22 protein-coding genes are annotated in these 23,384 nt (G+C 41.9%); 17 read left to right on the forward strand and 5 right to left on the reverse strand.

Annotated elements, in window-relative coordinates; genetic code table 11:
• Positions 1-9: 9 nt before the first annotated feature.
• Both MHH65_RS04470 and MHH65_RS04475 read left to right on the forward strand, forming a co-directional pair.
• Positions 10-534: a flavodoxin family protein gene (locus MHH65_RS04470; protein WP_024425322.1), complete on the forward strand. Its 525-nt coding sequence runs from the start codon at positions 10-12 to the stop codon at positions 532-534.
• 13 nt (positions 535-547) lie between these two features.
• Positions 548-907, forward strand: coding sequence for a hypothetical protein (locus MHH65_RS04475; RefSeq protein ID WP_034282297.1), 360 nt, complete (start codon positions 548-550; stop codon positions 905-907).
• A gap of 113 nt (positions 908-1,020) precedes the next feature.
• Here MHH65_RS04475 and cspB read toward each other — a convergent pair whose 3' ends face one another.
• Together cspB and MHH65_RS04485 are read right to left on the reverse strand one after the other, a co-directional pair.
• Positions 1,021-1,221, reverse strand: coding sequence for a cold shock-like protein CspB (gene cspB, locus MHH65_RS04480; RefSeq protein ID WP_008349061.1), 201 nt, complete (start codon positions 1,219-1,221; stop codon positions 1,021-1,023).
• 211 nt (positions 1,222-1,432) lie between these two features.
• On the reverse strand, positions 1,433-2,524 hold the full coding sequence (locus MHH65_RS04485; RefSeq protein ID WP_098676760.1) for a diguanylate cyclase: 1,092 nt from the start codon (positions 2,522-2,524) through the stop codon (positions 1,433-1,435).
• Between the two features lie 97 nt (positions 2,525-2,621).
• On the opposite strand from MHH65_RS04485, the gene MHH65_RS04490 reads away from it, so the two are divergent.
• Positions 2,622-3,002: a hypothetical protein gene (locus tag MHH65_RS04490; protein ID WP_046310343.1), complete on the forward strand. Its 381-nt coding sequence runs from the start codon at positions 2,622-2,624 to the stop codon at positions 3,000-3,002.
• A 34-nt stretch (positions 3,003-3,036) separates the two neighbouring features.
• On the opposite strand, the gene MHH65_RS04495 is transcribed toward MHH65_RS04490, so the two are convergent.
• Positions 3,037-3,435, reverse strand: coding sequence for a hypothetical protein (locus MHH65_RS04495; protein WP_024426613.1), 399 nt, complete (start codon positions 3,433-3,435; stop codon positions 3,037-3,039).
• A 151-nt stretch (positions 3,436-3,586) separates the two neighbouring features.
• Between MHH65_RS04495 and MHH65_RS04500 the strand changes: the two genes are divergently transcribed.
• The gene (locus MHH65_RS04500; protein WP_034282294.1) at positions 3,587-4,093 is read left to right on the forward strand and encodes a YhcN/YlaJ family sporulation lipoprotein; all 507 of its coding nucleotides are present in this window, start codon (positions 3,587-3,589) and stop codon (positions 4,091-4,093) included.
• Positions 4,094-4,249: 156 nt separating this feature from the next.
• Positions 4,250-5,122, forward strand: a complete 873-nt coding sequence (locus MHH65_RS04505; RefSeq protein ID WP_326355808.1) for a hypothetical protein — start codon at positions 4,250-4,252, stop codon at positions 5,120-5,122.
• A 24-nt stretch (positions 5,123-5,146) separates the two neighbouring features.
• On the opposite strand, the gene MHH65_RS04510 is transcribed toward MHH65_RS04505, so the two are convergent.
• Positions 5,147-5,791, reverse strand: coding sequence for a spore coat protein (locus MHH65_RS04510; RefSeq protein ID WP_034282292.1), 645 nt, complete (start codon positions 5,789-5,791; stop codon positions 5,147-5,149).
• A gap of 144 nt (positions 5,792-5,935) precedes the next feature.
• On the opposite strand from MHH65_RS04510, the gene MHH65_RS04515 reads away from it, so the two are divergent.
• The 3 genes from MHH65_RS04515 (at position 5,936) to MHH65_RS04525 (ending at position 12,919) form a co-directional block, all read left to right on the forward strand.
• Positions 5,936-9,316, forward strand: coding sequence for a CheR family methyltransferase (locus MHH65_RS04515; RefSeq protein ID WP_098676761.1), 3,381 nt, complete (start codon positions 5,936-5,938; stop codon positions 9,314-9,316).
• 86 nt (positions 9,317-9,402) lie between these two features.
• Complete coding sequence (locus MHH65_RS04520; protein WP_098676762.1) at positions 9,403-12,306, forward strand: 5'-nucleotidase C-terminal domain-containing protein; 2,904 nt, start codon at positions 9,403-9,405, stop codon at positions 12,304-12,306.
• 46 nt (positions 12,307-12,352) lie between these two features.
• Positions 12,353-12,919, forward strand: a complete 567-nt coding sequence (locus tag MHH65_RS04525) for a class D sortase (protein WP_034282287.1) — start codon at positions 12,353-12,355, stop codon at positions 12,917-12,919.
• 38 nt (positions 12,920-12,957) lie between these two features.
• Here the strand turns inward: MHH65_RS04525 and MHH65_RS04530 are convergent, their stop codons facing one another.
• Positions 12,958-13,866: an RluA family pseudouridine synthase gene (locus tag MHH65_RS04530; RefSeq protein ID WP_098676763.1), complete on the reverse strand. Its 909-nt coding sequence runs from the start codon at positions 13,864-13,866 to the stop codon at positions 12,958-12,960.
• 109 nt (positions 13,867-13,975) lie between these two features.
• Between MHH65_RS04530 and MHH65_RS04535 the strand changes: the two genes are divergently transcribed.
• The 9 genes from MHH65_RS04535 to MHH65_RS04575 all read left to right on the forward strand — a co-directional run bounded on the left by MHH65_RS04535 (position 13,976) and on the right by MHH65_RS04575 (position 23,374).
• Positions 13,976-14,323: a DUF5365 family protein gene (locus MHH65_RS04535; RefSeq protein ID WP_041116937.1), complete on the forward strand. Its 348-nt coding sequence runs from the start codon at positions 13,976-13,978 to the stop codon at positions 14,321-14,323.
• Positions 14,324-14,633: 310 nt separating this feature from the next.
• The gene (locus MHH65_RS04540; RefSeq protein WP_034282284.1) at positions 14,634-15,299 is read left to right on the forward strand and encodes an HAD family hydrolase; all 666 of its coding nucleotides are present in this window, start codon (positions 14,634-14,636) and stop codon (positions 15,297-15,299) included.
• A 15-nt stretch (positions 15,300-15,314) separates the two neighbouring features.
• Positions 15,315-16,853, forward strand: coding sequence for a bifunctional GNAT family N-acetyltransferase/carbon-nitrogen hydrolase family protein (locus tag MHH65_RS04545; protein ID WP_034282283.1), 1,539 nt, complete (start codon positions 15,315-15,317; stop codon positions 16,851-16,853).
• A 128-nt stretch (positions 16,854-16,981) separates the two neighbouring features.
• Positions 16,982-17,398 (forward strand): VOC family protein, encoded by a 417-nt coding sequence (locus tag MHH65_RS04550; RefSeq protein WP_041116939.1) that lies wholly within the window; start codon positions 16,982-16,984, stop codon positions 17,396-17,398.
• Between the two features lie 80 nt (positions 17,399-17,478).
• Complete coding sequence (locus MHH65_RS04555) at positions 17,479-18,396, forward strand: AEC family transporter (protein ID WP_098676764.1); 918 nt, start codon at positions 17,479-17,481, stop codon at positions 18,394-18,396.
• Positions 18,397-18,429: 33 nt separating this feature from the next.
• Complete coding sequence (locus tag MHH65_RS04560) at positions 18,430-20,022, forward strand: PucR family transcriptional regulator ligand-binding domain-containing protein (protein WP_098676765.1); 1,593 nt, start codon at positions 18,430-18,432, stop codon at positions 20,020-20,022.
• Positions 20,023-20,277: 255 nt separating this feature from the next.
• Positions 20,278-21,618, forward strand: coding sequence for an aspartate aminotransferase family protein (locus MHH65_RS04565; RefSeq protein ID WP_034282275.1), 1,341 nt, complete (start codon positions 20,278-20,280; stop codon positions 21,616-21,618).
• 167 nt (positions 21,619-21,785) lie between these two features.
• Positions 21,786-22,343 (forward strand): glycerol-3-phosphate responsive antiterminator, encoded by a 558-nt coding sequence (locus MHH65_RS04570; protein WP_024425304.1) that lies wholly within the window; start codon positions 21,786-21,788, stop codon positions 22,341-22,343.
• A 215-nt stretch (positions 22,344-22,558) separates the two neighbouring features.
• Positions 22,559-23,374, forward strand: coding sequence for an MIP/aquaporin family protein (locus MHH65_RS04575; protein ID WP_024425303.1), 816 nt, complete (start codon positions 22,559-22,561; stop codon positions 23,372-23,374).
• Positions 23,375-23,384 lie beyond the last annotated feature (10 nt).

Here is a 23,384-nt window from a genome sequence, read left to right on the forward strand (position 1 = left end):
GGACCGTACATGAAAATTTATGTTGTATACGATAGTGAAGGTGACCATACAAAAGCACTTGCAGAAGCGATTGCAGCAGGCGCAGGTGAAACAGAGCAAGCTGAAGTATTCATTGATCACGTGAAAGATGCAGACATTCGCAAGCTCGATCAAATGGATGCGATCATTTGGGGCTGCCCTGGTCACTTTGGTACCATTAGTTCTGGGTTAAAGACATGGATTGACCGTCTCGGCTACTTATGGGCAGAAGGAAAACTAATCGATAAAGTCGGTGCTGTTTTCTGTACAACTGCTACAACACACGGCGGTTTAGAAATGACAATGCATAATTTGATTACACCAATGTTCCACCAAGGAATGCTTGTTGTCGGCCTTCCTGGAAATGTTCCAGAGAATGCTTTATACGGCTCTTACTATGGAGCTGGTGTGACATGTCCGATCGATTCAGATGAATTGATTTCGACTGAAGGCATTGAACTTGGAAAAGCACTAGGAAGACGTGTAGCATCAGTCACTGCATCATTTAAGCGATAAGGAGAGGGTTCTTTTGGCGACGATTATTGTAGCGTTAGTAGCTGCTGTTCTAGTCATTATTGGATTAGTAGCGTTCAATGTCAGACACGCATCAGCCGATAAGGAAGAGATCAAAGAAGATGTCTCCAATCAGCCTGACGTGCCGCATAGCGAGCCAGAAGCTGTGGCGAGACCTGTAGAGCCTGAAGTTGAAAAAAAAGCGTCAGAGCCTTCTCGAACGGATGATGCTGCGTCTGGCGACGATTTCTATAGACAGGCGCTTCAAAAGTTTAAACAGCCAGAACCACCTGTCAAAGAAGAAGAACCAGAGACAAAAATGAATGATGATATGTATCGTTCTGCTTTGCAGAAGCTAAAGCAGAAGGACAAATAAAAAAGAGAACCTCTCAACAGGTTCTCTTTTTTTATGGCACAAAAAAACCGCCGGCAGAAGCCGGGCGGTTTTCCTTCACTCTATAAAGTGCTAAAAGAGCAGATGCTCTTAAATTACGCTTTGTTAACGTTAGCAGCTTGTGGTCCACGGTTACCTTCAACGATTTCGAAAGAAACTGATTGACCTTCTTCTAAAGTTTTGAAGCCTTCGCCTTGGATAGCAGAGAAGTGAACGAATACATCGTCTTGACCTTCTACTTCGATGAATCCGAAACCTTTTTCAGAGTTGAACCATTTTACTTTACCTTCTAACATGAAATTTCCTCCTAAAGCGATCTTAACGCTTAAATTCACTATTCTTGCTCTTACACAAACTTCAAAGACGAAAACTCTTTCAAAACTTTCTTCTTAAAGATGATACGAACAAAAATAATTACCTTTACTTTACCAGTGTTTGCGGGAAAAAACAACTGTTATACGAAAACTTTTTTAAAAATAATTAGTGCTAACAAATTGAGGAAAATGCCTATGTCAAATGGTCTTTTTTTCTCTCTGAAAAGCTCACTTGATTTCGGCCAGACTCCTTCGCTTTATAGAGCTCCTGGTCAGCTATAATTGGTAATTGCTTGATGTCTGCACTCGTTCCATGAGAATAAGCACATCCAATTGATACCGTAGTGTGAATGGACATACCATTTTTTAAATAAATCGGCTGATCGGCTATTTTTTTTCGTAAGCGTTCTGCAATCTGCCATGTTTTTTCAATTGTACAATTTGGTAGAAGGACAGCGAATTCTTCACCGCCAATCCGACCAATATAATCAGAGCTTCTTGTGTTTTTAATCAGCCTTGTACTGATTTCTTTTAAAACAATATCTCCCTCATGATGCCCATATTGATCATTGATGGTTTTGAAGTAATCGATGTCTAGGTAAATAAGGGACATTTGATGGATAGGCTGCTTCAACTTCTTAGTAAAAGCTTCTCTTAATACCTCATCGAACTTCCGTTTATTTAAAACACCTGTTAAAAAGTCATAATGAGCTTGGAATTTATATAAATTTAACAGCTGATATGCTTTTGTTTGATGTTCAATGACATAAAAGTTAAACAATCCAGCAATATATGAGAAAATCCAATATGTAGAATGCAGCTGAAATGATGTCTCATGCACGATCAAGATGAACAGGCTTGTGGCAACCACATTACCAATCGTAATGGATAACAGCATTTTCACAACATGATTCATATGACGCTCTGCAATCAAAAAAGAAGAGGCTGCGATAAACATCATGGAAAAAATATTGATGGAAGAAGCGATGTTGGCTTCAATTAATAATCGGCCAATGATCACAATAAAAGCTGCAATCATTGTTTGGGCGATGCCTCCATAAAAGGCTGTTAAAATAAGGGGAATATGTCTTAAATCGATGATCGCTGGTCCTGTTTTAATAGAGAAGAACATTAAAAGGACACCGAGTAACCCAGAAAGCATGCCTTTGCATATTTGTCTGAGCAAGGTATCTTCTTTCTTCAGAAAATTCTCTTTAAACACAAGCATAAATAAATAATGGAAAGTGACAAGAATTGTTAAATTAATAAAGAGGTCTCTTAGCAAAATAGAATCACCTTTTTAAAATTACTAAAATTTGTTGCAAAAGAAAAGGGGAAAAAGGATAATTAATAAAAATTTTAATGATGAGGAATTGAAGAAAATGCGGGGAAAACGCTTTCCAGATCAAACGGACTGGCTTTCTTTTTTTGAAAAAATGCCAGATGCCGGATTTGAAAAAGAAATGCCGGTTGAATATCAAGATTTGACGTTTCGGTTCGAGAATCAGGAGGAGCGATTTGTTGTGAACATGTCGCTTGCTATGCAGGAGTTTACCTTAAAGGTCGTTCGAAAAAAGACCGAATCCGTTTTTGGAATATATGATTTTAAAACAGTCCAGCATGTAGAGATTAAAAAAGATCGGAAGGAAGAAAAGGAGCTGTTGCTGATATTAGAGCATCATGACGACTTCATCACAACAATCGAAATCACATTTCTACCTTCCTTTTGTCTTATGGTCAAAGAACATTTTTCAGGAGAATAAACAGGAGCCTCTTTTTATGAAGGCTCCTGTTTTATTATTTGTGCTCGATGTCATTGATGACTTGCTGGATCGATTCATCATCCATCACATTCATCACACTTTCATCAATGTGAAGAGATTGCGCATAAGATTCTCTTGGCTGATGAGTTCTTGATGGTGATTGGTGCTGGTTCGTTTGATTTGGCTGGACAGCTGTGAATGCCTGCTTGATCATTTGGCCAACTTCACCTGTTCCTTTTGATTCCTTATGTGAGCGGGACTCATGACGAGATGAATCTTGGTGCTGATGGTTTGCGCCTTTCATCATTGAAGACATATTCATTTGTGTCATGCTTTTCAGTCTTCTTCGTAAAACCGGGGAGAATAATGCAATGATAGCTGTTGATACTGCGATCATTGCGCCAGTGCTCATACCTTTTCTTTTTTTAAACAAACGAATCCCTCCATTTGATCGTGATGATCTTTCATCAAGTTTAGGATGACCAATCACAGCTGAATTATGAATTCATTTTGCGGAAAGAGAGGATATGTGCATAAAAAGCCGGCTGGATGAAAAACCTATGAGCAAAAGGAGGGAATAATTGATGAATAAGAAATGGATGCTATCTTTACTGCTCGTGCCAACATTAATCACCGCTGGGTGTGGAATGAACAACCAAGGCGATGAGCGTAGAGGAACAATGAAAAGGCAGTATGAAAATGTCACATATAAAAATGACAACATGAGACAGGATCAGCCAGATGTTCAAACACCTCAGAAGGTCAAAGTGGCAGATAAGGCGTCAGAGCTTGTAGCCAATATGTCTGAAGTGAAGACAGCAAACGTGCTTGTCACAGGAAAAAATGCATTTGTTGCCGTTGTACTTGAAGGCAATAAAAGCGGTGATGTGACGGACGATCTGAAAAAGAAAATTTCAGACAAAGTCAAATCAACGGATCAACAAATCGACAACGTGTATGTATCTGCTAATCCAGACTTTGTCGATCGTATGCAAGGTTATGGAAAACGTATTAAAAGCGGAGAGCCGATATCAGGATTTTTCGATGAATTTACTGAAACGGTTAGACGTGTCTTCCCTGAATCAAAATAGCTACGACAAAAGCCGTATGTCATATGCGGCTTTTTTGTTTGGAACCGCACCTCACGCACCTGACTGCATAAAGTAAAAAATATATCACCTCTTGTTGATCTTTGTTTCTTCATAGAGAGAGAAAGAGGGTGCAGGATGAATTCAGGTGGGGAGCAAATGAAAGCAGGGCCATCATTGATTCATAAAAAACTTGTAAGCGGGATGATTGCAGCAGGTCTGATTTTTTATGCTTTCACCGCGTACTTGATTTATGTTGCGTTTCAGCTGACAGGACAATATTTGGAGCAGTCTTCTCCTAAAACGGTTATCACGGAGGGACTCAATAAGCAAGTCTATGAACATATTCGAATCTACTATGCAGAGGAAGAGGATGCTTTTGTTGATCTGACCATAGAGGCCATGAAGCAGGCAGAGAAGAGGACAGCGTCAGTGTTTCAATTTGAAGCTGACAGACCTTTAGACGTTATTTATTTTGATGATAAAGAGACGATCGAACAAATCGCTGGTATTAAGCATATTACGGGATTTTACTCCGATCATGATCAAATGATTGGGTTATATCCAGATAAACGGGAAGCATTATTGAAGAAAGAGACACTGCCTTTATACTTTTTCAATACGCTTTTTATTCATGAGTATGCTCATTTTGTTTTCTATGAAAAGGTCCATTCATATGAAGTATCTCCAGGCATTTTTCCGCTTTGGTTTCACGAAGGAACAGCAGAGTGGACGGCCTATGATGTGTTAAATGCTACGTCTGAACGCTTCGATGTAATTCCATTTCAATCTCTTCATTCTGATCAAGACTGGCAGAACTCCCGGGTAACGTATGAGACAGATGTCTATTTACAAAGCTATTATATGATCTATGAGCTGGTGCAGCTTTACGGACGAGACATCATACATGAGATCATGGAGGAAACTGCGAAAACGGGCCAATTTGCTAGCGGTTTTGAACAGGCGTCGGGGGAGAAGCTCACAGATTTTGAAGAACAGTTTAAAGTGATGTATCAAAGAAAAAACGGCTGACCAGAGAAGGGGTCAGCCGTTTTTTTAATGAAGCGGTTTTTGTTGATCTGCCTTGCTAGGAGGCATTTGAACCTGCCCCTGAAGCGGTGCAAAAGCTGACGTCATGGCTGTCATATCTTGTTTGGAAAGCTGAGGAACTTGATAGTAGCCATGCTTGTTTTGATACAAGAAAATTTCATATGCCATTTCGATAAAGTTCGGAATCTGCGCAGCAAGCACACGTCTGACAACAGGATTTGTTACTTCTAATGCGGACATGGAAAGTAGCCCAGCGTGTGATTTGACTAGGCTGAGCATATGTCCTGTGATGCCTAAGTCTTTTACATCCTGTAATGACTGATTCGGCTTCTTCGGCTGAGAAGGTTTGATTCCGTATGTCACTTGTGTGTGTTCTTTCATCATATAAGTAGCGGTTTCTTCACTAGGCTTTTGGCCTGTAGAAAAACAATCTACAGTGACATTGTACTGTGATAAAACGAACTGATATTGTCGATCCAGGATGTCGCATAATGCAGGATCTTGAATAAATTGCCGCAGGATCATATATTGATCCAAAATATTAATCGTGCCGGCTAAAATTTCATGTAAATCGAATAACTCATGCCCGCCATGGTTGAGCTCAGGCTGCTGAGCGCTTCCTTGAAACATTGGCTGCTGATCGTTTTGCATTGATATTCCTCCTTCTGTTTATACAATCTGTTTTAATGTGAGGATATTTTCTCGTTTTCATGCAAAAAACATTATTTACAATTAGAGGGTTTTCTTTCTTTTTGTCGAAAAAAAGTATCAGACGAATGAACATGGGGGTACCAGATGCAGGACAAAATCATTAATCGTTTGATAGAAGACGAACATGTGCAGGCACCAGTGATCGGCATCGGTGTTTCGCCGTTTGAACAGCATCATCTTGAGGCTTTTTTTCAATCGTTGCCACATGAATTAAATGCCTCTTTTATTGTTGTGCAAAATCACGTGACAGGCGATTGTATAACAGATTTGGAAGCACTTGTTTTACCGATTGGCTACCGGGCAAAAACGATTAAACATGGTGAGAAAGTCATGAAGAAGACCATCTATTTTTGTCCGCAGCATGCGGCTGTGACGTTAACAGAAGATCATGGGCTTCATGTATCTGAGCAGCTGCCAACAAACAAGGGATGCTCTGTCGACTCGCTTTTTAAGTCACTTGCCAGTGTTCAAAAGGAAGAGGCGTTTGCGATCTTTTTTCAAAAAGGTCATTGTGTGGGGAGTGGATTGCTTCGGTTGGTAGAGCAAGGCGGTACAGCGTTATCGTGCAGTGAGGTAGAGAGTGGTTTTGACAGCATGTATCATCACACATTCAAAAATCCATCCACCCTTGCAGCTTATATGGCCAATATCATCAATGTCCCGCATGCGGATGAGACGGATCCAGCTTTACTAAGAATCATTGAACGTCTCGAAATGTATAAAGGGATTGCCTTTTCAACCTATGAAAAGAAAAGGCTGCTTTCTGTTATTCAAAAACGCATGCGCACTGCAAACGAACCAATGTCATTATTAACAGAGTACGATCGTTTATTAGAAAGAGAACCAGATGAGCTTGACCGCCTGCATGCCCAGCTCCTAAGCGGCACGACTGCTTTCTTTAGAGATATGGAGGCTTTTCGAGTATGTGAACAGAAGGTGATCCCGTCAATCATTGACCATTCGATGAACAACGGGAAATCTCGGTGCCGAATTTGGATTGCGGGATGTTCGACAGGGGAAGAAGCTTATTCTTTTACGATTTTATTTTTAGAAGAAATGAAGCGAAGAGATGTGTCCATTGAACTTCAAGTCTTTGCGACAGATATCAACCGAAAAGCCATTCAAATAGCTAGTAAAGGTCTTTACTCGATAGAGTCTATGGCAAGCATACCGGAAAAATGGCGGGCGCGATATTTCGAAAAAAAAGGTGACGCTTTTATTGTGAAGCAGTCGCTTAGAAAACATATTGTTTTTGCTCCTCACAATTTATTGATTGATTCACCTTTTATCCACCTCGATTTTATCAGTTGCCGAAATGTTCTGATGTACTTTGAGCCAGAAGTACAAAAACGAGTATTATCCCGATTCCAATATGCTTTAAAAGATCAAGGGGTGTTAATCTTAGGGCCAAATGAAACTGTTCCCAATATTCCTCGATTGTTTCAATTGTTCAATGAGAAGTGGAACATTTACACCTATTCAAATGTTCCTGCATCTAGTGTCCCTTGGGTATATGACGCTCGTGATGCCGAGTTAAAAAAGCGAGCTGCACAATATATGGAAGAAGTGGGCGGAGAATATGACGCATGCATGGTGATCAATGATTGTGACAAAATTCTGGCGATGTCAAATGGGGCCTATTCCTTTTTAGACCGTACAGAAGTGTCAGATCAATCATGTGAATATGTCACACCTGATTATTTGAAAGAGATGTTGAGTCAAACCTTTCAAAAGGTATGGACGGACGAGACAGAGGTTGTGTTTCAGCATGTCCTCATTTCGGAAAAAGGAAAAAAACAGTATGCGGATTTTATTGTAAAGAGTTTTGATCACCGTTTTAAAGAGGTATACGTCATTCTCATTCGAATGAATGAGAGAGGGAAAATTCAAAAGAACAGCAGGGAAAAAGGGATGCCAGATCAGAATTCAGTTTATCAGCAGCGTATTGTCGATTTAGAAATTGAACTCAATGAAATTAAACAAAAAGAGCAGGAGGCAAGGGCTCAATTAAAAGTGAAAAACACGCAAATAGCGGAGCTTGAGAAAAAACATGAACATTTTATTAATATCATAAACAACTTAAGGGTAACAAGGGAAGAACTGTATAGACCTTCTGTCAAGCCTCAGCTTGCGACGTTGTTTGTGGACCGGGACATGAATATTCGCTATTACACTCCTACAGCCGCCTCTTTATTTACTTCAGCACAAATAAGGCAACAGCAATCCTTTCAGGCGATGGCTAAAAAGCTTACACAGGAAACGCTCTATCATGACATACAATCGGTTATCTCGGACAGGCGCGTCATCGAACGAGAAATTGAAACGAATGAAGGAGAACAATTTACTGTTCACATCACACCTATCTTTGATCAAGATCATGAGGGAGCGGTGATGACGTGGATTAAAATGACGGAAATGACAAAAATCAAACAGTCACTCCATCTAGCGGTAACAGCACTGGATAACAGCCATATCCATATTGTTGTTGCAACTGAGGAAGGGGTCATTCAATGCGTGAATCAGCGCTTTTGCCAGTTTGTACAGCAGCATGAATATGACCTGATCGGCAAAGATATTTTTTCTGTCTATCATTCGCTGTGTCAATGTGATGATTTAGAAAAGCAATGGGACGTTTGTTTAAAAGAAGGCAGCTGGACTGGTGAGCTGTACTTTCAGGATTTATCAGGCCGTGAACGATGGGAGAGAGTCTCTTTACACCGAATTGATGATCCTGACAAAATGCAGTCAACCGTGATGCGGATTTCTGAGGACATTACCAATCAAAAGCAGTCAGAGAAGATGCTGATGAAGTCCGAGATGCTGTCCGCAGTTGGTCAGCTTGCAGCCGGCATCGCCCATGAGATACGGAACCCGCTGACGTCGTTAAAGGGATTTTTACAGCTGATGATTCAAAGTAAGAAATATCAGAAGGATTATGCAGATGTGATGATGTCTGAATTTAATCGGCTTGAAGCCATTATTAATGAATTCCTTGTGCTCTCTAGAAGCAAATCGGTGAAATTTGAGCCGGTACATGTCAATCTTCTGCTCGAAGAAGTGATCATGGTCGTTGAATCACAGGCGGTTTTAAAAGGCGTATCTATTCAGAAGAATTTGTCTCCGTCGCTGCCAAACATTCAAGGTATACCAAATGAGCTGAAACAAGTTTTCTTAAACATTCTTAAAAACGGTATTGAAGCGATGGATGGTGTGACAGGTGTCATTCAAGTCACATCCGTATTGGAACATAATCAGATGATGCTGATTTTTGAAGACCAAGGAAAGGGCATACCAGAAGAAGAACTAGGGAAACTGGGTGAACCTTTTTATACAACGAAAGAAAAAGGGACTGGTCTTGGTTTAATGATGACGATTAAAATCATTGAAAGCCATGGCGGCAGCATTCGTTTTGAAAGCAAAAGCTTTGAGGGGACACGAGTGATTATTACGTTTCCAATGAGCTGACAGACATAAGATTTACAAGAAATCCATCTACCATCAATATTTACTTAGTACACTATGAGAGATAAAGCTCGGAAGGGGAGGGTCTAATGAAACGTGTTCGATCCATTCGTATGATCTGCTGTCTGGTTTTACTGATCTTTAGTCTGCAATCCTTACTGCCTGGCATGATTACAGCAGAACAAGCCATTGCGTCTGAAAAGAAGGAAACGGTTTGGAACCAAAAGAAGCCAATGAAAATCAAGAAAGCCCGTCTGCTGATCGGAGAAACGGTGACGGTGAGTGGAATTGTGACAGCAGACCAATCGGCTATAGGCAATGGGAAACTGTCAACGTACATTCAAGACAAATCAGCAGGAATCAATATTTATTCAGTACAGCCCAACAACTTCCCAGAACTGAAAACAGGCATGAAGGTTACAGTAACGGGGAAGATCACGTCTTATAAAGGACTGATTGAAATTGTGCCGGATCGAGATGCCCTGAAGGTAGATGCTGTCAATCAAACCTTGCCAAAGCCAAAGCGAGTCTCACTGAAACAACTAGAAACGGATCAGGCACATAAACATGAAGGAAAACTTGTGAAGATCAAAGGCTATGTTGAATCAAAGCCAGAGCAGCCGGCTGGCGGTGGATATAATGTCGTGATTATTGATAAAAAATATCACAGCACCATCCTTAGAGTGATGGTGGATACAAGTGCCATTGATGAAGTAAAGACAGGGAAATGGTATGAGTTTACAGGAGTTTTAAGCAGATATGATACGCTGCAGGTGCTTCCAAGACACAAGGGTGATGTCAGTCTGCTGAAACGCCAGCCAAAGCCGCCAAAAATCAAGAAAGAATACGAGGCAACGGTTGACCGGGTAGTGGATGGTGATACGATTCATTTAAAGAAGCCTGTGCTTGGTACAACAAAGGTGCGCTTTGTGAATATGGACACGCCGGAAACGTACCATAAGCCAAAAAATGAATTAGATCAAAACCAGCTGCGTTTTGGACAGAAGGCGGCGGACTATTTAAATACTCTGCTCTCAAGCGGAGATAAAGTCACATTAAAGATTGGTCCTGAAGCGAAGGACGACTATGGACGTCTTTTAGCTCAAGTGAAAACCAAAAAAGGGGTCAATACGAATTTAGAGCTTGTGAAAAAAGGATATGCTCCTACGTATTTCATCTGGCCGATTGGAGATGAAAAGGACTATCAGATGTTCCAAAAAGCGGTCAAAGAGGCGAAAGAAAAAGGGCTGGGCATATGGAACGAAGCGGACCCGCTGCTGGAACAGCCGTTTGAATTTAGGGCACGTGAACAGAAAAAAGGACTGACACGCTACGTCGGTGATTCATCAGCGAAAACGTACGTATCGCCTGACAGCTGGAAAGAAATCGCTGTAGATAAACGCATCTTTTTTGCTTCAAAAGAAGAAGCAGAACAGGCTGGCTATCAGCCGGCAGAGGAAGCTGGGGAAGTCCCGTTAACCATTTTAAGCATGAATGATTTACACGGAAAAATTGATCAACAATACGAGCTGGATCTAAAAGGTGATGGCAATAAAGGAACGTACGGACGGATGGATTATGTGGCGGCTTATATGAAACAAAAACAAGCAGCAAACAAAAATACGATCACAGTTCACGCCGGAGATATGATTGGCGGCAGCTCTCCAATATCGTCTCTTCTGCAGGATGAACCAACTGTTGAACTCATGGAGAACATTGGCTTTGATGTTGGCACGGTCGGCAACCATGAATTTGATGAAGGGGTGGACGAGCTATTACGGATCATAAATGGCGGAGATCATCCTAAAGGCACAAAGGGATATGACGGACAGAATTTTCCGCTCGTTTGTGCAAACTGTGAATACAAGGATACAGGTAAACCACTTTTACCTGCTTATGAAATCATGGATGTCGAGGGAATTCCTGTAGCATTTATCGGTGTTGTGACAAAGTCAGCCGCAGGAATGGTGATGCCAGAAGGGATTAAAGACATTCAGTTTACAGATGAAGTCAAAGCCGTTAATGAAGCCGCGAAGGAATTAAAACAAAAAGGGATCAAAGCCATTGCGGTCTTAGCTCATATGACAGCCTCTCAAAATGGAGATACCATCACTGGAGAAAGTGCGAAGCTTGCCAAAGAAGGCGATGATGAAATTGATGTCATCTTTGCGGGGCATAATCACGAAGTGGTAAACGGAGAGGTCAATGGGAAATTAATTGTCCAAGCCTTTGAATATGGGAAGGCCGTTGGCGAAGTCAATGTAACACTTGACCGCAAAACGAAGGATATTGTCAAAAAGAGTGCAAATATCCAGTATGTAGACCAGTCTGGTATTGAAAAGGACAAGGAAGCAGCCGGCATCTTGGCTCATTACGGAAAAGAAGTTGAGCCGATTATTAGTGAGGTAGTTGGAGAAGCTGGTGTCAAAATGGAAGGCGGCTATTCAAATGATGGAGATACGCCGCTCGGAAATTTGATTGCTGATGGTATGAGGTATTCTATGAAAAGTGATTTTGCCATGATGAATGGCGGCGGCATCAGGCAAAACCTTGAAAAAGGGCCGATTACGTGGGGAGATCTGTTTAATATTCAGCCTTTTGGCAACGTCTTAGTTAAACTTGAGATTAAGGGGAAAGACTTGGCTGAGATCATTGAAGCGCAAATTTCTCCTCAATTTGGACCAGATTATAGCATTTCGGGTTTTTCATATTCCTATGATCCGGTAACATATAAAGTAGTCGACTTAAAGCTGCCAGATGGATCAGACGTTGAGCTCGATCAAACGTATACACTCACGGTGAATAACTTTATGGCAACTGCAACTGGCAGTAAGTATGCACCGATAGGAAGGCTGGGGAAAAATCCTGAAACAGGTCCAGAGGATTTAGAAGCCACTGTCGCTTTTGTGAAGAGCTTTGAAGGAGCTTCCATTGTGTATCAAAAAGAGGGACGCATTCAAAAAGCAAAACAAGAAGAAAAAGCAGCAAGCTAAAGAGCGTTTCATATAAGAGAAATGTAACAGGTAAAGGAGTTTAAGCATGAAAAAGTGGCTTGCACTTACTGTGATGACAGCAGGAATTGTCTTGCTCGGCTGGGGAATTTGGCAAATCGCCTCTACACACCTTCAAACAGCACAATCATTAGAAGCCGCGAAGAAAGCGGTAGCGGACGATCAAAGGATGTCAAAGAAGCAGTTTTCTCCTGAAGTGGGGAAAGCCTCTGGCATCCTGACGATTCCGAAATTAAAAGCAGACCTTCCCATTGTCGAAGGGACAGATGCGGATGATCTTGCCAAAGGAGTCGGGCATTACAAAGGCAGTTATTACCCTGATCAAAAGGGACAAATCGTCCTATCTGGCCATCGCGACACGGTATTTCGCCGAACAGGTGAGCTGGATATTGGGGATCAGCTGAAAATCACTGTGCCGTATGGTGAGTTTCTTTATGAAATCACACATACGAAAATCGTGGATCAGCATGATACATCCATTATTACTTTGCAGAATGAAAAGGAAGAGCTCGTGTTAACGACATGCTATCCATTTCATTTCGTCGGCAATGCACCAGAGCGATATATTATTTATGCAAAAAGAGCATCTGTCTAATGAAAAAAGAGCCTGCATTTAATCAGCAGGCTCTTTTTTTAATGAATGATCTCGTCCATGAGCTGAGCCATATCTGGTGGAAGCGGCGCTTCTATGCTCAGTTGCTCACCTGTAAAAGGATGTGTCATGTCTACTTGTTTGGCATGGAGAGCGCATCTGTTGATATGATGGCGAGCACCGCCATAAAGTGAATCCCCGGCTAAAGGATGCCCAAGACTGCTAAGATGGACACGAATTTGATGTGTTCTTCCGGTCTCAAGTTGCAGCTTAACCGCTGTCATTTGCAGACGTTTATTAGTGTCCATAACCTGAAAATGAGTCACAGCACTTTGACCAGTAGGAGAGATTCTTCGTCTGACGGCATGATGCTTGTCACGGCCGATCGCTGCATCGATAGTGCCTTTCTTTTTCTTGAAAAGTCCTTCTGCGATAGCGATGTAAGTTCGGTTGATCGTTTTTTTAGAAAGCATTTGATCAAGCACAGCATGAGCTAATCTGTGTTTAGCAAAAATGACCGTGCCGCTTGTGTCTTGATCGAGTCTGTGAATATGTCTCACTCGCTTTTCCTCGCCATTTGCTTGAAAATGAAAGGCCACAAGGTTTGCCAGTGTGCCCGTTTGTCCCTTTTCATTCGGGTGCGTTGGCCGTCCAGCGGGCTTTTGCACAATCAATAAATGCTCGTCCTCAAAGAGCACCTCTAATTCACCATATTCTGGCGTCACATCACTTTCTTCCGTTTCAAATAAATCGATCAGGATGTGATCGCCTGTACTGACTTTTGCCGCGTGATGGGCAGGCTTTTGATTTAAACGTATTTTTTGATGCTCCATCCAAAAATGGATAATCGGTTTTGAGGCCGATACGGCTGTTTTTAAAAACTGACTAAGTGAAGTGTCATGATGCTGCTCACCTGCTTTTAGTGAGAGCGTGTGCCCGTTAATATTCATAATATCCGTTCCTCTCTTTGGGTATATATAGGAAACACTTACCTTGGCGAACGCCTTTTTTTCTGTGCTATTCTGAATGGAGAACTAGCGACAGAGAGGTAGATGCCAAGTGAGAATAATGAAAGCTGCTACAGACCTGCAAGAGCAGGCAATTGAAGAAATATCAAAGGACGTTGAAGATCTTCTATCCCATGCTGTCGGTGAAAACCCAGCTGCGCGTCAACAAGAACGCCCGCTGACCTTTGTTGAAGGGGTTTATAACGGAACGATGGACGATGCTTTTCGTATTTTATCGGGACTTCAGCTATTACATACCATTATTGTAAAACCTAAACGCCATATGACAAAGCGTGATCGTGAGCTATTCGAGCGAAACCGTGAGCAGGTCAATGCATGCGGCTTTTCTTTTCCGTTTGATTTAGACGATTTTGCCAGCCGCCGCCTTCAAAATGCGTAAAAGTTGGTGTGAACTTCCTTGTTAACTTACAAGGCTGCCGCACATACTATTTTTAAGGGAACGGAGAAACCTTTAGATCTGTAATACCAAACCCGCTCTTTTTCAACATTGCCTATTTCTCCACGAATCGGAGCGCTTGGACCTCTTGCAGAATAAACCGAACACGGGTAGGAGCCTGACAAAATGGTACAGGCTCCTTTTATACATAATTATTTTAGCAGACATTCATCTTTGAAAGTCAATTTTATTCACGATATGATAGCATTGAGTATCATATTAAAGACTTTCGTAAAAAAAAGGAGTGGCCTCGTTGGTAAAGGCGATTATATTTGATTTTGACGGATTAATTTTAGATACAGAAACACATGAATATGAAGTTTTACAAGAAATGTTTGCAGAGCATGAGTCGGAGCTGCCTCTTTCTGTATGGGGTAACGTCATCGGGACTCAGGCGGGCTTTAAGCCTTTTGAATACTTAGAAAAGCAGCTAGGAAAGACGCTCGATCATGAGGCACTCACAGCGGACCGGCGTTCTCGTTTTCAAAAGAGAATGAAGGATGAATCAGCACGACCTGGCGTAGAAGCTTATTTACAGGCAGCGAAGGAGCTTGGAATCAAGATTGGACTTGCTTCCAGCTCAGACTATAAATGGGTGTCTGATCACCTGAAGCAAATTGGTCTTTTCGATTACTTTGAATGTATCCGTACGTCAGATGATGTGGAAGAAGTCAAACCTCATCCAGAGCTTTATTTGCAAACCGCAAGCTGCTTAGGTGTAGAGCCAAAGGATTGTGTGGCATTTGAGGATTCAGTGAATGGATCAATTGCTGCCAAACGGGCAGGCATGAAATGCGTCATCGTCCCAAACAAAGTGACGAGCACGCTGCAGTTTGAAGAATATGATGTCAGATTAGAATCCATGGCTGAAATCGAATTGCTCCAGCTATTCCATCAGCTTGAAAAAGAGGATCAGTAAGGGGGCAAAAACATCATGGCAGAAAAACTCGATTTAACGCGGTTTGAAAAAAGAATGGTGATCCGTAATATCCGGGAAGAAGATATTGACCGAATCATCGCCTTGCAGGAGGTATGCTTTCCGGGCATGGACCCTTGGAAACGAGAGCACCTTGAAAGCCATCTTGAGCATTTCCCAGAAGGTCAGTTTTGTGCTGAATTTGAGGGAGAAATCATTGGCTCTTGTTCAAGTTTATTAATTAACTTTGATGAATACGATGACCGTCATACTTGGCAGGACATCACAGATGATGGGTACATCACTAACCATAATCCAGATGGGATGAATATGTATGGAATTGAAGTGATGGTTAGTCCTGAATACCGCCGCATGAAAATTGGCCATCGTTTATATGAAGCAAGAAAAGACTTAGCGAGAAGATTAAATTTAAAAAGCATCATCATTGGCGGACGCATCCCGAATTATCATAAATACCAAGAGGAAATGACGCCTCGTCAATATGTGGAGCAGGTCATGCTTCACCAAATTTATGATCCTGTTTTATCTTTTCAGCTGTTAAATGAATTCAGCCTCATGCGGATCAATCCGAATTACTTGCCGGATGATAAGGCATCGAGCACATATGCGACGTTAATGGAATGGAATAATGTTGATTATCGTCCGCAATCGAAAAGATTTTATAAATCGGCGTTCCCAGTTCGCATTTGCGTCATTCAATATGCGATGAAACAAATTCATTCCTTCGAGGAATTTATGAATCAGGTGGAGTATTATGTTGATGTCGCATCAGATGCGTCAGCTGACTTTGCCGTATTCCCAGAAATTTTTACAACGCAGCTCATGTCTTACTTAGAGGAGCGCTCCCCAAGTCTTGCAGTTCAGCGGATCACGGAATATACCGAGGATTACATTAATTTGTTTACAGACCTTTCTGTGAAGTACAACATTAACATCATCGGCGGATCACATTTCGTTGAAGAGGAAGGGAAAATCTACAATATCGCTTATTTATTTAGACGTGATGGAACAATTGAAAAGCAATATAAGCTCCATATCACACCGAATGAAAGAAAATGGTGGGGGATTTCAGCAGGTGATCAGGTTCGGGTATTTGATACAGACTGCGGTAAAATTGCGATCCAAATTTGCTACGATATTGAATTTCCTGAGCTTGCTCGGATTGCAGCTGATAAAGGAGCGAAAATTATTTTTACGCCGTTCTGTACAGAAGACCGTCAAGGCTATTTAAGAGTGCGTTACTGTGCACAGGCTAGAGCGGTTGAAAATCAGATTTATACCGTGATTTCAGGAACTGTCGGAAACCTTCCGCAAACCGAAAATATGGATGTCCAATATGCACAATCAGCGATTTTTGCCCCATCTGACTTTGAATTTGCAAGAGATGGAATTGTAGGAGAGTGTAATCCGAATATAGAAATGGTTGTCGTTGGCGATGTCGATTTAGAAATTTTAAGAAGACAGCGGCAAGATGGAACGGTACGTCAGCTCAAAGACCGAAGAAGAGACGTGTACCATATTGAATATAAGAAATAATGGAAGGAAGCGCCTATTGTTGAGGCGCTTCTTTTTGATGACATCAGATTTTTTCAATTGACAAAGGGATGCCGGAGCAAAATCTGAATATACTGAAAGGAGATCATGTGTTCAAAAAGGAGAGGAACATGGGACGACAAGCTAAACATTTGTATATCAATTTGCCGGTAAAGCATGTCAAGGAATCAAAGGCTTTTTTTGAGCAGCTGGGTTTTGAGTTTCAAGAGCAGCTTACCAATGATCAGGCAGCTTGTTTGGTCATTGGTGACACTATTACGGTCATGCTGTTATCCCATAAGCATTTTCAAACCATCTCAGAGAAACAATTGGTGGATGCAAGGCAGGGATCAGAGGTCATTGTCTCTATGCGGGTTGATTCACGAAAAGAGGTCGATGAGCTTGTCGAGCAGGCGATGGCAGCAGGCGGTTCACCGTTTAAGGAAAAGCAGGATCATGGGTTCATGTATGGCTGGAGCTTTCAAGATCTTGATGGTCATTTGTGGGAAGTATTCTATATGGATGAAGAGAGAAGCGGCCTTTCATAAGGGTGCTTCTTTTTTATTGTTTAACAGTGGTATGATAATGAGGAAGAATAGGAATTCATCTAGAGAAAAGTAGGTGCAGCATGGAGTTTTTACTTGTCTTACTGCCAGTGTTCGGTATCTTTTTTATCGGATATATTGGGCAGAAGGCCATTGGTTTTGACATACATACGCTCTCATCAATGTCTTTATATTTAATGTCACCATTTCTTGCGTTTGAAACCTTTTATCAAAACAAAGTATCGATGGACTATGTGTACCTATCTATTTTTGTCGTCGGACTTTGTCTTTCACTTGTTTTATGCGTTTTTATTTTATCTCGTATTTATGGTTATTCGAATGAAATGTATTGTGCCATGATTCTGTCGTCAGCATTTATGAACAATGGGAATTACGGCACACCCGTTGTCCTGCTTGTCTTCGGAGCTGCTGGTTTAGATATTGCCATCGTTTTAATGGTACTGCAGCAGCTTGTCATGAGTACAATCGGTATGTATTATGCAGCAAAGGGCGGAGAGGATGCAGGAGATGGAAAGGTTGTGCTGAAAAAAGTGCTGCGTATGCCGGTTGCATATGGGGCACTCCTCGGTCTATTATTTCAGCTGCTTGATCTTTCATTACCTAAAGAGGTGATGACGGGTGTCCAGCTTGTGGGGGATGCCGCCATACCGACGATTATGCTTATTTTAGGCATGCAGCTCGCCGTCATTTCTTTTAAGCAAGTGGATTATCGAAATATTTCTTATGCTGTATTGCTGAAGCTGTTTATCTCACCTCTCATCGCATTTGGTTTTACGCTCATTTTACCGGTAGATGATTTGGTGAAACAAATTATGATCTTAGTTGCAGCCATGCCGACAGCAGCAAATACCACGCTGATGGCTGTACAATTTCGAACGAAGCCTGAGTTTGTCTCAAGCACGACATTTCTCAGTACCGTTTTAAGCATTGTGACATTACCAGTTTTATTATGGATTTTATCTATGCACCCTCTGGGATAGGGGATAGGCGGCAAAACAAAGGGGGACATATCAATGAATGCAGATGTTCATTTTCAAGTGAGTGATGTGTTGAAAACAAAGTATTTTGCCCATGCAAAAGTGTTAGCAGGAGAAAAGGGATTGTTTCGGCAGGTCAAATGGGTCCATGTGCTAGAAGTGCCTGCTGTAGAAGATTTGTTAAATGGGGGAGAGCTCATACTAACAACAGCCGCAGGCTTTCATGATCAATTGGATGTGTTTCAAGCATTTTTAAAACAGCTGATCGATTCTGGTGCGGCAGGCTTGTGTATTGAATTTGTTCCGCTCAGATTCGATGTGCCGGAAGAACTGATTGCGTATGCAGAAGAAAGAGATTTTCCGCTGATTCTGTTTACAAAAGAAGTGAAATTCGTCAACATTACACAGCATCTCCATACGAGGATGATTGAACGCCAGTATCAAATGATGGCTGATTTAGAAGCACTGTCATCAAAGCTGAATGAGCTTTTATTGACTCCCCATCCGCAGATGGATATTTTGGATCAAGTGTATCAGCACGTAAGGGGCATTCTTTTACTCATTCCTGTTCAGGGGGAGCCGATTATTTTATGTGATTCCTCTAAACAAACCGAAGAGCTGGTCATGAATTATTTACAGTTTGCTTCCTTGCCAAAAGGATATGAAGTGACCAAAAAAGAAGTGCTTGCACTCAAGCAGACATTTGCAGACCTTGTGCTCATTCATCAAACAAACACACTCTCAGAATTCGAACTGCTCGTTATGGATAAAGGAGCAAATGCTCTTGCCCAGCAAACGCTAAGAGAGCTTTATACAGAAGAGCTGAAGAAGACAAAAGAGAACGAATGGCTGCAAAAATGGTTCCAAGAAGAGCATTCAGAAAGAGATATTTTAGAGCATCTTGAAGAAACAGAAGGATTGAAAAAACCAACCGGCTGTGTGGTCATGCTCTTTCAAAAGCATCATCAAATCGAAGAAATTGCAGGAAATCTTTATTTTCTCGTATCGTGCCGCTCCATCTTTCAGCGAGCAGGTTTCCACTTGATTCCGTATGAGCATCAAGGACAAACCTTGTTTATTTTATTGAACACGAGAAAGAAGGAGGACTGGAAAGAGCGTGCAGAGAAGGCGGCAGCTGACATCAAACAATTGTATGATCGGGAGCAGCCACGCGGAACTGTGATCAATTTTGGCATCGGTCCATATTGTGAACAGTTTCAGCATATGAGAAAAAGCTTTCAGGCAGCCAAAGAAGTGCTGCATATAAAGAAAGTGATGCCCCAGCGGGTGGAAAGCCCATTTTATCAAGATTTGCATATGCTCCGTCTCATGCCTGTCATGCAGGAAAGCGGACTGCTTGAATGTATGGTGAAAGAGTATTTGGAGCCTGTGATTTTATATGATAAGCAAAATAGCGGAAGACTCTATCAAACGCTGAATATCTTTTTACAGACAAACGGTTCTAAAAAGGAAACTGCAAGCCGGCTCTATATTGTCAGGCAGACCCTTTATCATAGACTCGATAAACTGCATGCATTGCTTGGTGAGGATATGATGCAGGCACCGAAACGACAGGCGCTTGAATTTGCGATTCTTGCATATGAATTCCTGCAAGGAAATCGTCGTTAACAACGTATGGTAGATTTGCTAAGGCAACCGAGTAGAGTGTCTTATGGTTCTTTTCAATCAGTTGACGATCTGTCTAATGTAATCAGCCCGTCCCCTTTTTTATAATGAAAGTAACGATTGGTTCTCTCTTACGGGCGGCCTAGTTTCAGTTTCATATGCCTCCCTTTTCATCCATATAATGAATGGAGAGGCAGTGTGCTGCTGAACCGGTCTAAGCTTCTTTAATGATGAAAACGGATACATGGGGGCGGGAAGATGAAAATACATGAGCAGGCTCAAAATCTTCAGGCGAAAGATGATCAGTTGATCTGGCACCATATGAAAGGGACAAACAAGGAAAATGAAAGCATGGTCATTCACGAGGCAGAAGGCGCATGGGTGACTGATATTCATGGGAATCGATATTTAGACGGGATGTCAGGTCTTTGGTGTGTAAATGCCGGTTATGGCAGAAAAGAGCTGGCAGAAGCTTCATATAAGCAGCTAAATACAATGCCTTACTATCCGCTGACGCAAAGCCATGTGCCAGCGATTCAGCTGGCTGAAAAGCTAAATGAATGGCTTGGCGGGGACTATGTCATCTTCTTTTCTAACAGCGGTTCTGAAGCCAATGAAGCCGCATTTAAGATCGCCAAACAATATCATGCGCAAAAAGAAGAGAGCACAAGAACAAAGTTCATCTCCAGGTATCGGTCGTATCACGGCAATACAGCAGCAGCCCTTGCCGCAACGGGGCAGGCGCAGCGTAAATATAAATATGAACCATTAGGTCAAGGCTTTATCCATGTCGCACCGCCTGATATGTATCGTCATCCTGAGGATCAAGATACATTGGCAAGTGCAGCGGCAATCGATCAAGCCATGACGTGGGAACTAAGTGAGACCATTGCTGGGGTCATTATGGAGCCGATTATTACAGGCGGCGGTATCTTAATGCCTCCGAAAGGGTATTTGAAGAAGGTCAAAGACATCTGTGAGGCTCATGGAGCGCTTCTCATTGTGGATGAAGTCATCTGCGGATTTGGCCGGACAGGGAAGCGGTTTGGTTTTATGCATGAGGAAGTAAAGCCGGACATTATCACAATGGCAAAAGGGATCACAAGCGGCTACTTACCTCTTTCTGCAACGTGCGTGAAACGAGAAATTTATGAAGCGTACGCAGGGGAAGATACGTATGACAGGCTGCGCCATGTAAATACATTTGGCGGTCACCCTGCTTCTTGTGCGGTTGCACTTGCCAACCTAGAGATCATGGAAAACGAGAAATTAGTAGAACGGTCTGACACGCTTGGGCAAGACATGCTCGAACGTTTGCAAGAGTTAAAAGAGCATCCATTTGTCGGTGATGTCAGAGGGAAAGGCCTGCTGTTTGGAATTGAGCTTGTCCAGGATCAACAGTCCAAAAAACCAGCTGATCCACAGGTTGTCGGTCAATTGATTGCTGAATGTAAAAAACGCGGACTGATCATCGGGAAAAATGGTGATACGGTTGCCGGCTATAATAACGTTGCCCAGCTTGCACCTCCGCTAAATATAACAGCCGAAGACGCTTCGTTTATTATCAACACGCTAAAAGAAAGCATGGCACAGTTATAGCAGAGAGATTTCTCTGCTTTTTTCTGTGGAAAAAGCACATACATAGATCCAGTAAGATGCTGCTAGGTGAAATCAGCATTGGATACACTAGGTGTATTGAAAAATAGAAGAGATTCTATTACTGTTAGGAGAAGACTGAACCAATACACTTTAGAAGGAGACGGCATATGAGTTTTCATGATCAACCCATTCTACCTGCTGTTCGCAATATGAAGCAATTTGAGGAATTTTTAAAAAGTCCATTTACATACGGGGTGTTACTTGATGTCCATTTAGGCCGGCTAAAGGGCATCATGAATGAGGCAAATGCCCATCATAAAAAAATGTTTGTCCATGTCGATCTCATTCATGGGATCAAACATGATGAGTATGGAACGGAATTTATTTGTCAGGAAATGAAGCCGGCAGGAATTATTTCTACTAGGTCTTCTGTCATAGTAAAAGCTAAGCAAAAGAAGGTATATGCCATTCAGCGAATGTTTTTACTTGATACAAGTGCCATGGAAAAAAGCATGGAGTTCGTAGGGAAACATCGCCCAGATTTTATTGAAGTATTGCCAGGGGTTGTGCCGGATTTAATTACAGAAGTGCGCGAGCGAGCTGGTATTCCAATATTTGCAGGCGGGTTTATCCGCACAAAAGAAGATGTAGAAAGAGCACTTGAAGCAGGAGCTACAGCTGTGACAACATCGAATACAGCCCTTTGGAAAGCGTTCCAAAAGTGAAAAAGATAAAATGTGAAAATTGATTGACAACGTTTTCATCCTCTGATACTATAGCACTAAGTTAATATCATGTGATGGAGAAACGGAGATCCACAACAGCGCTTTACTAGGTGACAAATGACCCTGATGTAAAGTATGTTTGTTGTGGATCTTTTTTCTTTATCTATTTTTACACATTCATAGGGGATGGCAACTGAACCAGAGGAGGAATTTTCATGACACCATTTTGGGGTGAAGTCGTAGGTACAATGCTTCTCATTATTTTTGGAGGCGGTGTATGTGCGGCAGTCAATTTAAAGAAATCGCTCGCATATCAGTCCGGCTGGATTGTAATCGCTTTCGGATGGGGATTTGCAGTAGCCATAGCAGCTTATGCAACAGGTGGAATCAGCGGAGCGCATTTGAATCCAGCACTAACAATTGGGCTTGCGCTTGAAGGAAGTTTTCCTTGGGCTGACGTACCAATGTATATTGCCGGTCAAATGCTTGGCGCATTAATAGGAGCTATTATTGTCTTTTTACATTACTTACCGCACTGGAAAGCAACAGACGATCCAGGTGCAAAGCTGGGTGTATTCTCAACTGGTCCTGCGATTCCGCATACTTTTGCAAACGTACTTAGTGAAGTCATCGGTACATTTGTATTGGTTCTAGGAATCTTAGCGATTGGTGCAAATAAATTCGCAGACGGAATCAATCCGCTGATTGTTGGATTCTTAATTGTGGCAATTGGTCTTTCTTTAGGCGGAACAACTGGTTATGCAATCAATCCTGCACGTGATTTAGGTCCGAGAATTGCACATGCGATTCTGCCGATTCCAGGTAAAGGCCCATCGAATTGGAAGTATGCTTGGGTGCCAGTCGTTGGTCCAATTTTAGGCGGCGCATTTGGCGGTGTTTTCTACAATGCAGCCTTTAAAGCGAACATCACTCCAGCCTTTTGGATTGTAAGCGTTATTTTAGTTGTGGTATTGTTAGGACTCTATGTCTCTACGAAAAATCAAACAAATGCTGTAAATGAAAGTATGTAAGGGGAGGAAA

Origin of the sequence: Bacillus sp. FSL L8-0654 (assembly GCF_038629965.1) — a bacterium.
GTDB classification, from domain to species: Bacteria; Bacillota; Bacilli; order Bacillales; family Bacillaceae; genus Bacillus; species Bacillus safensis.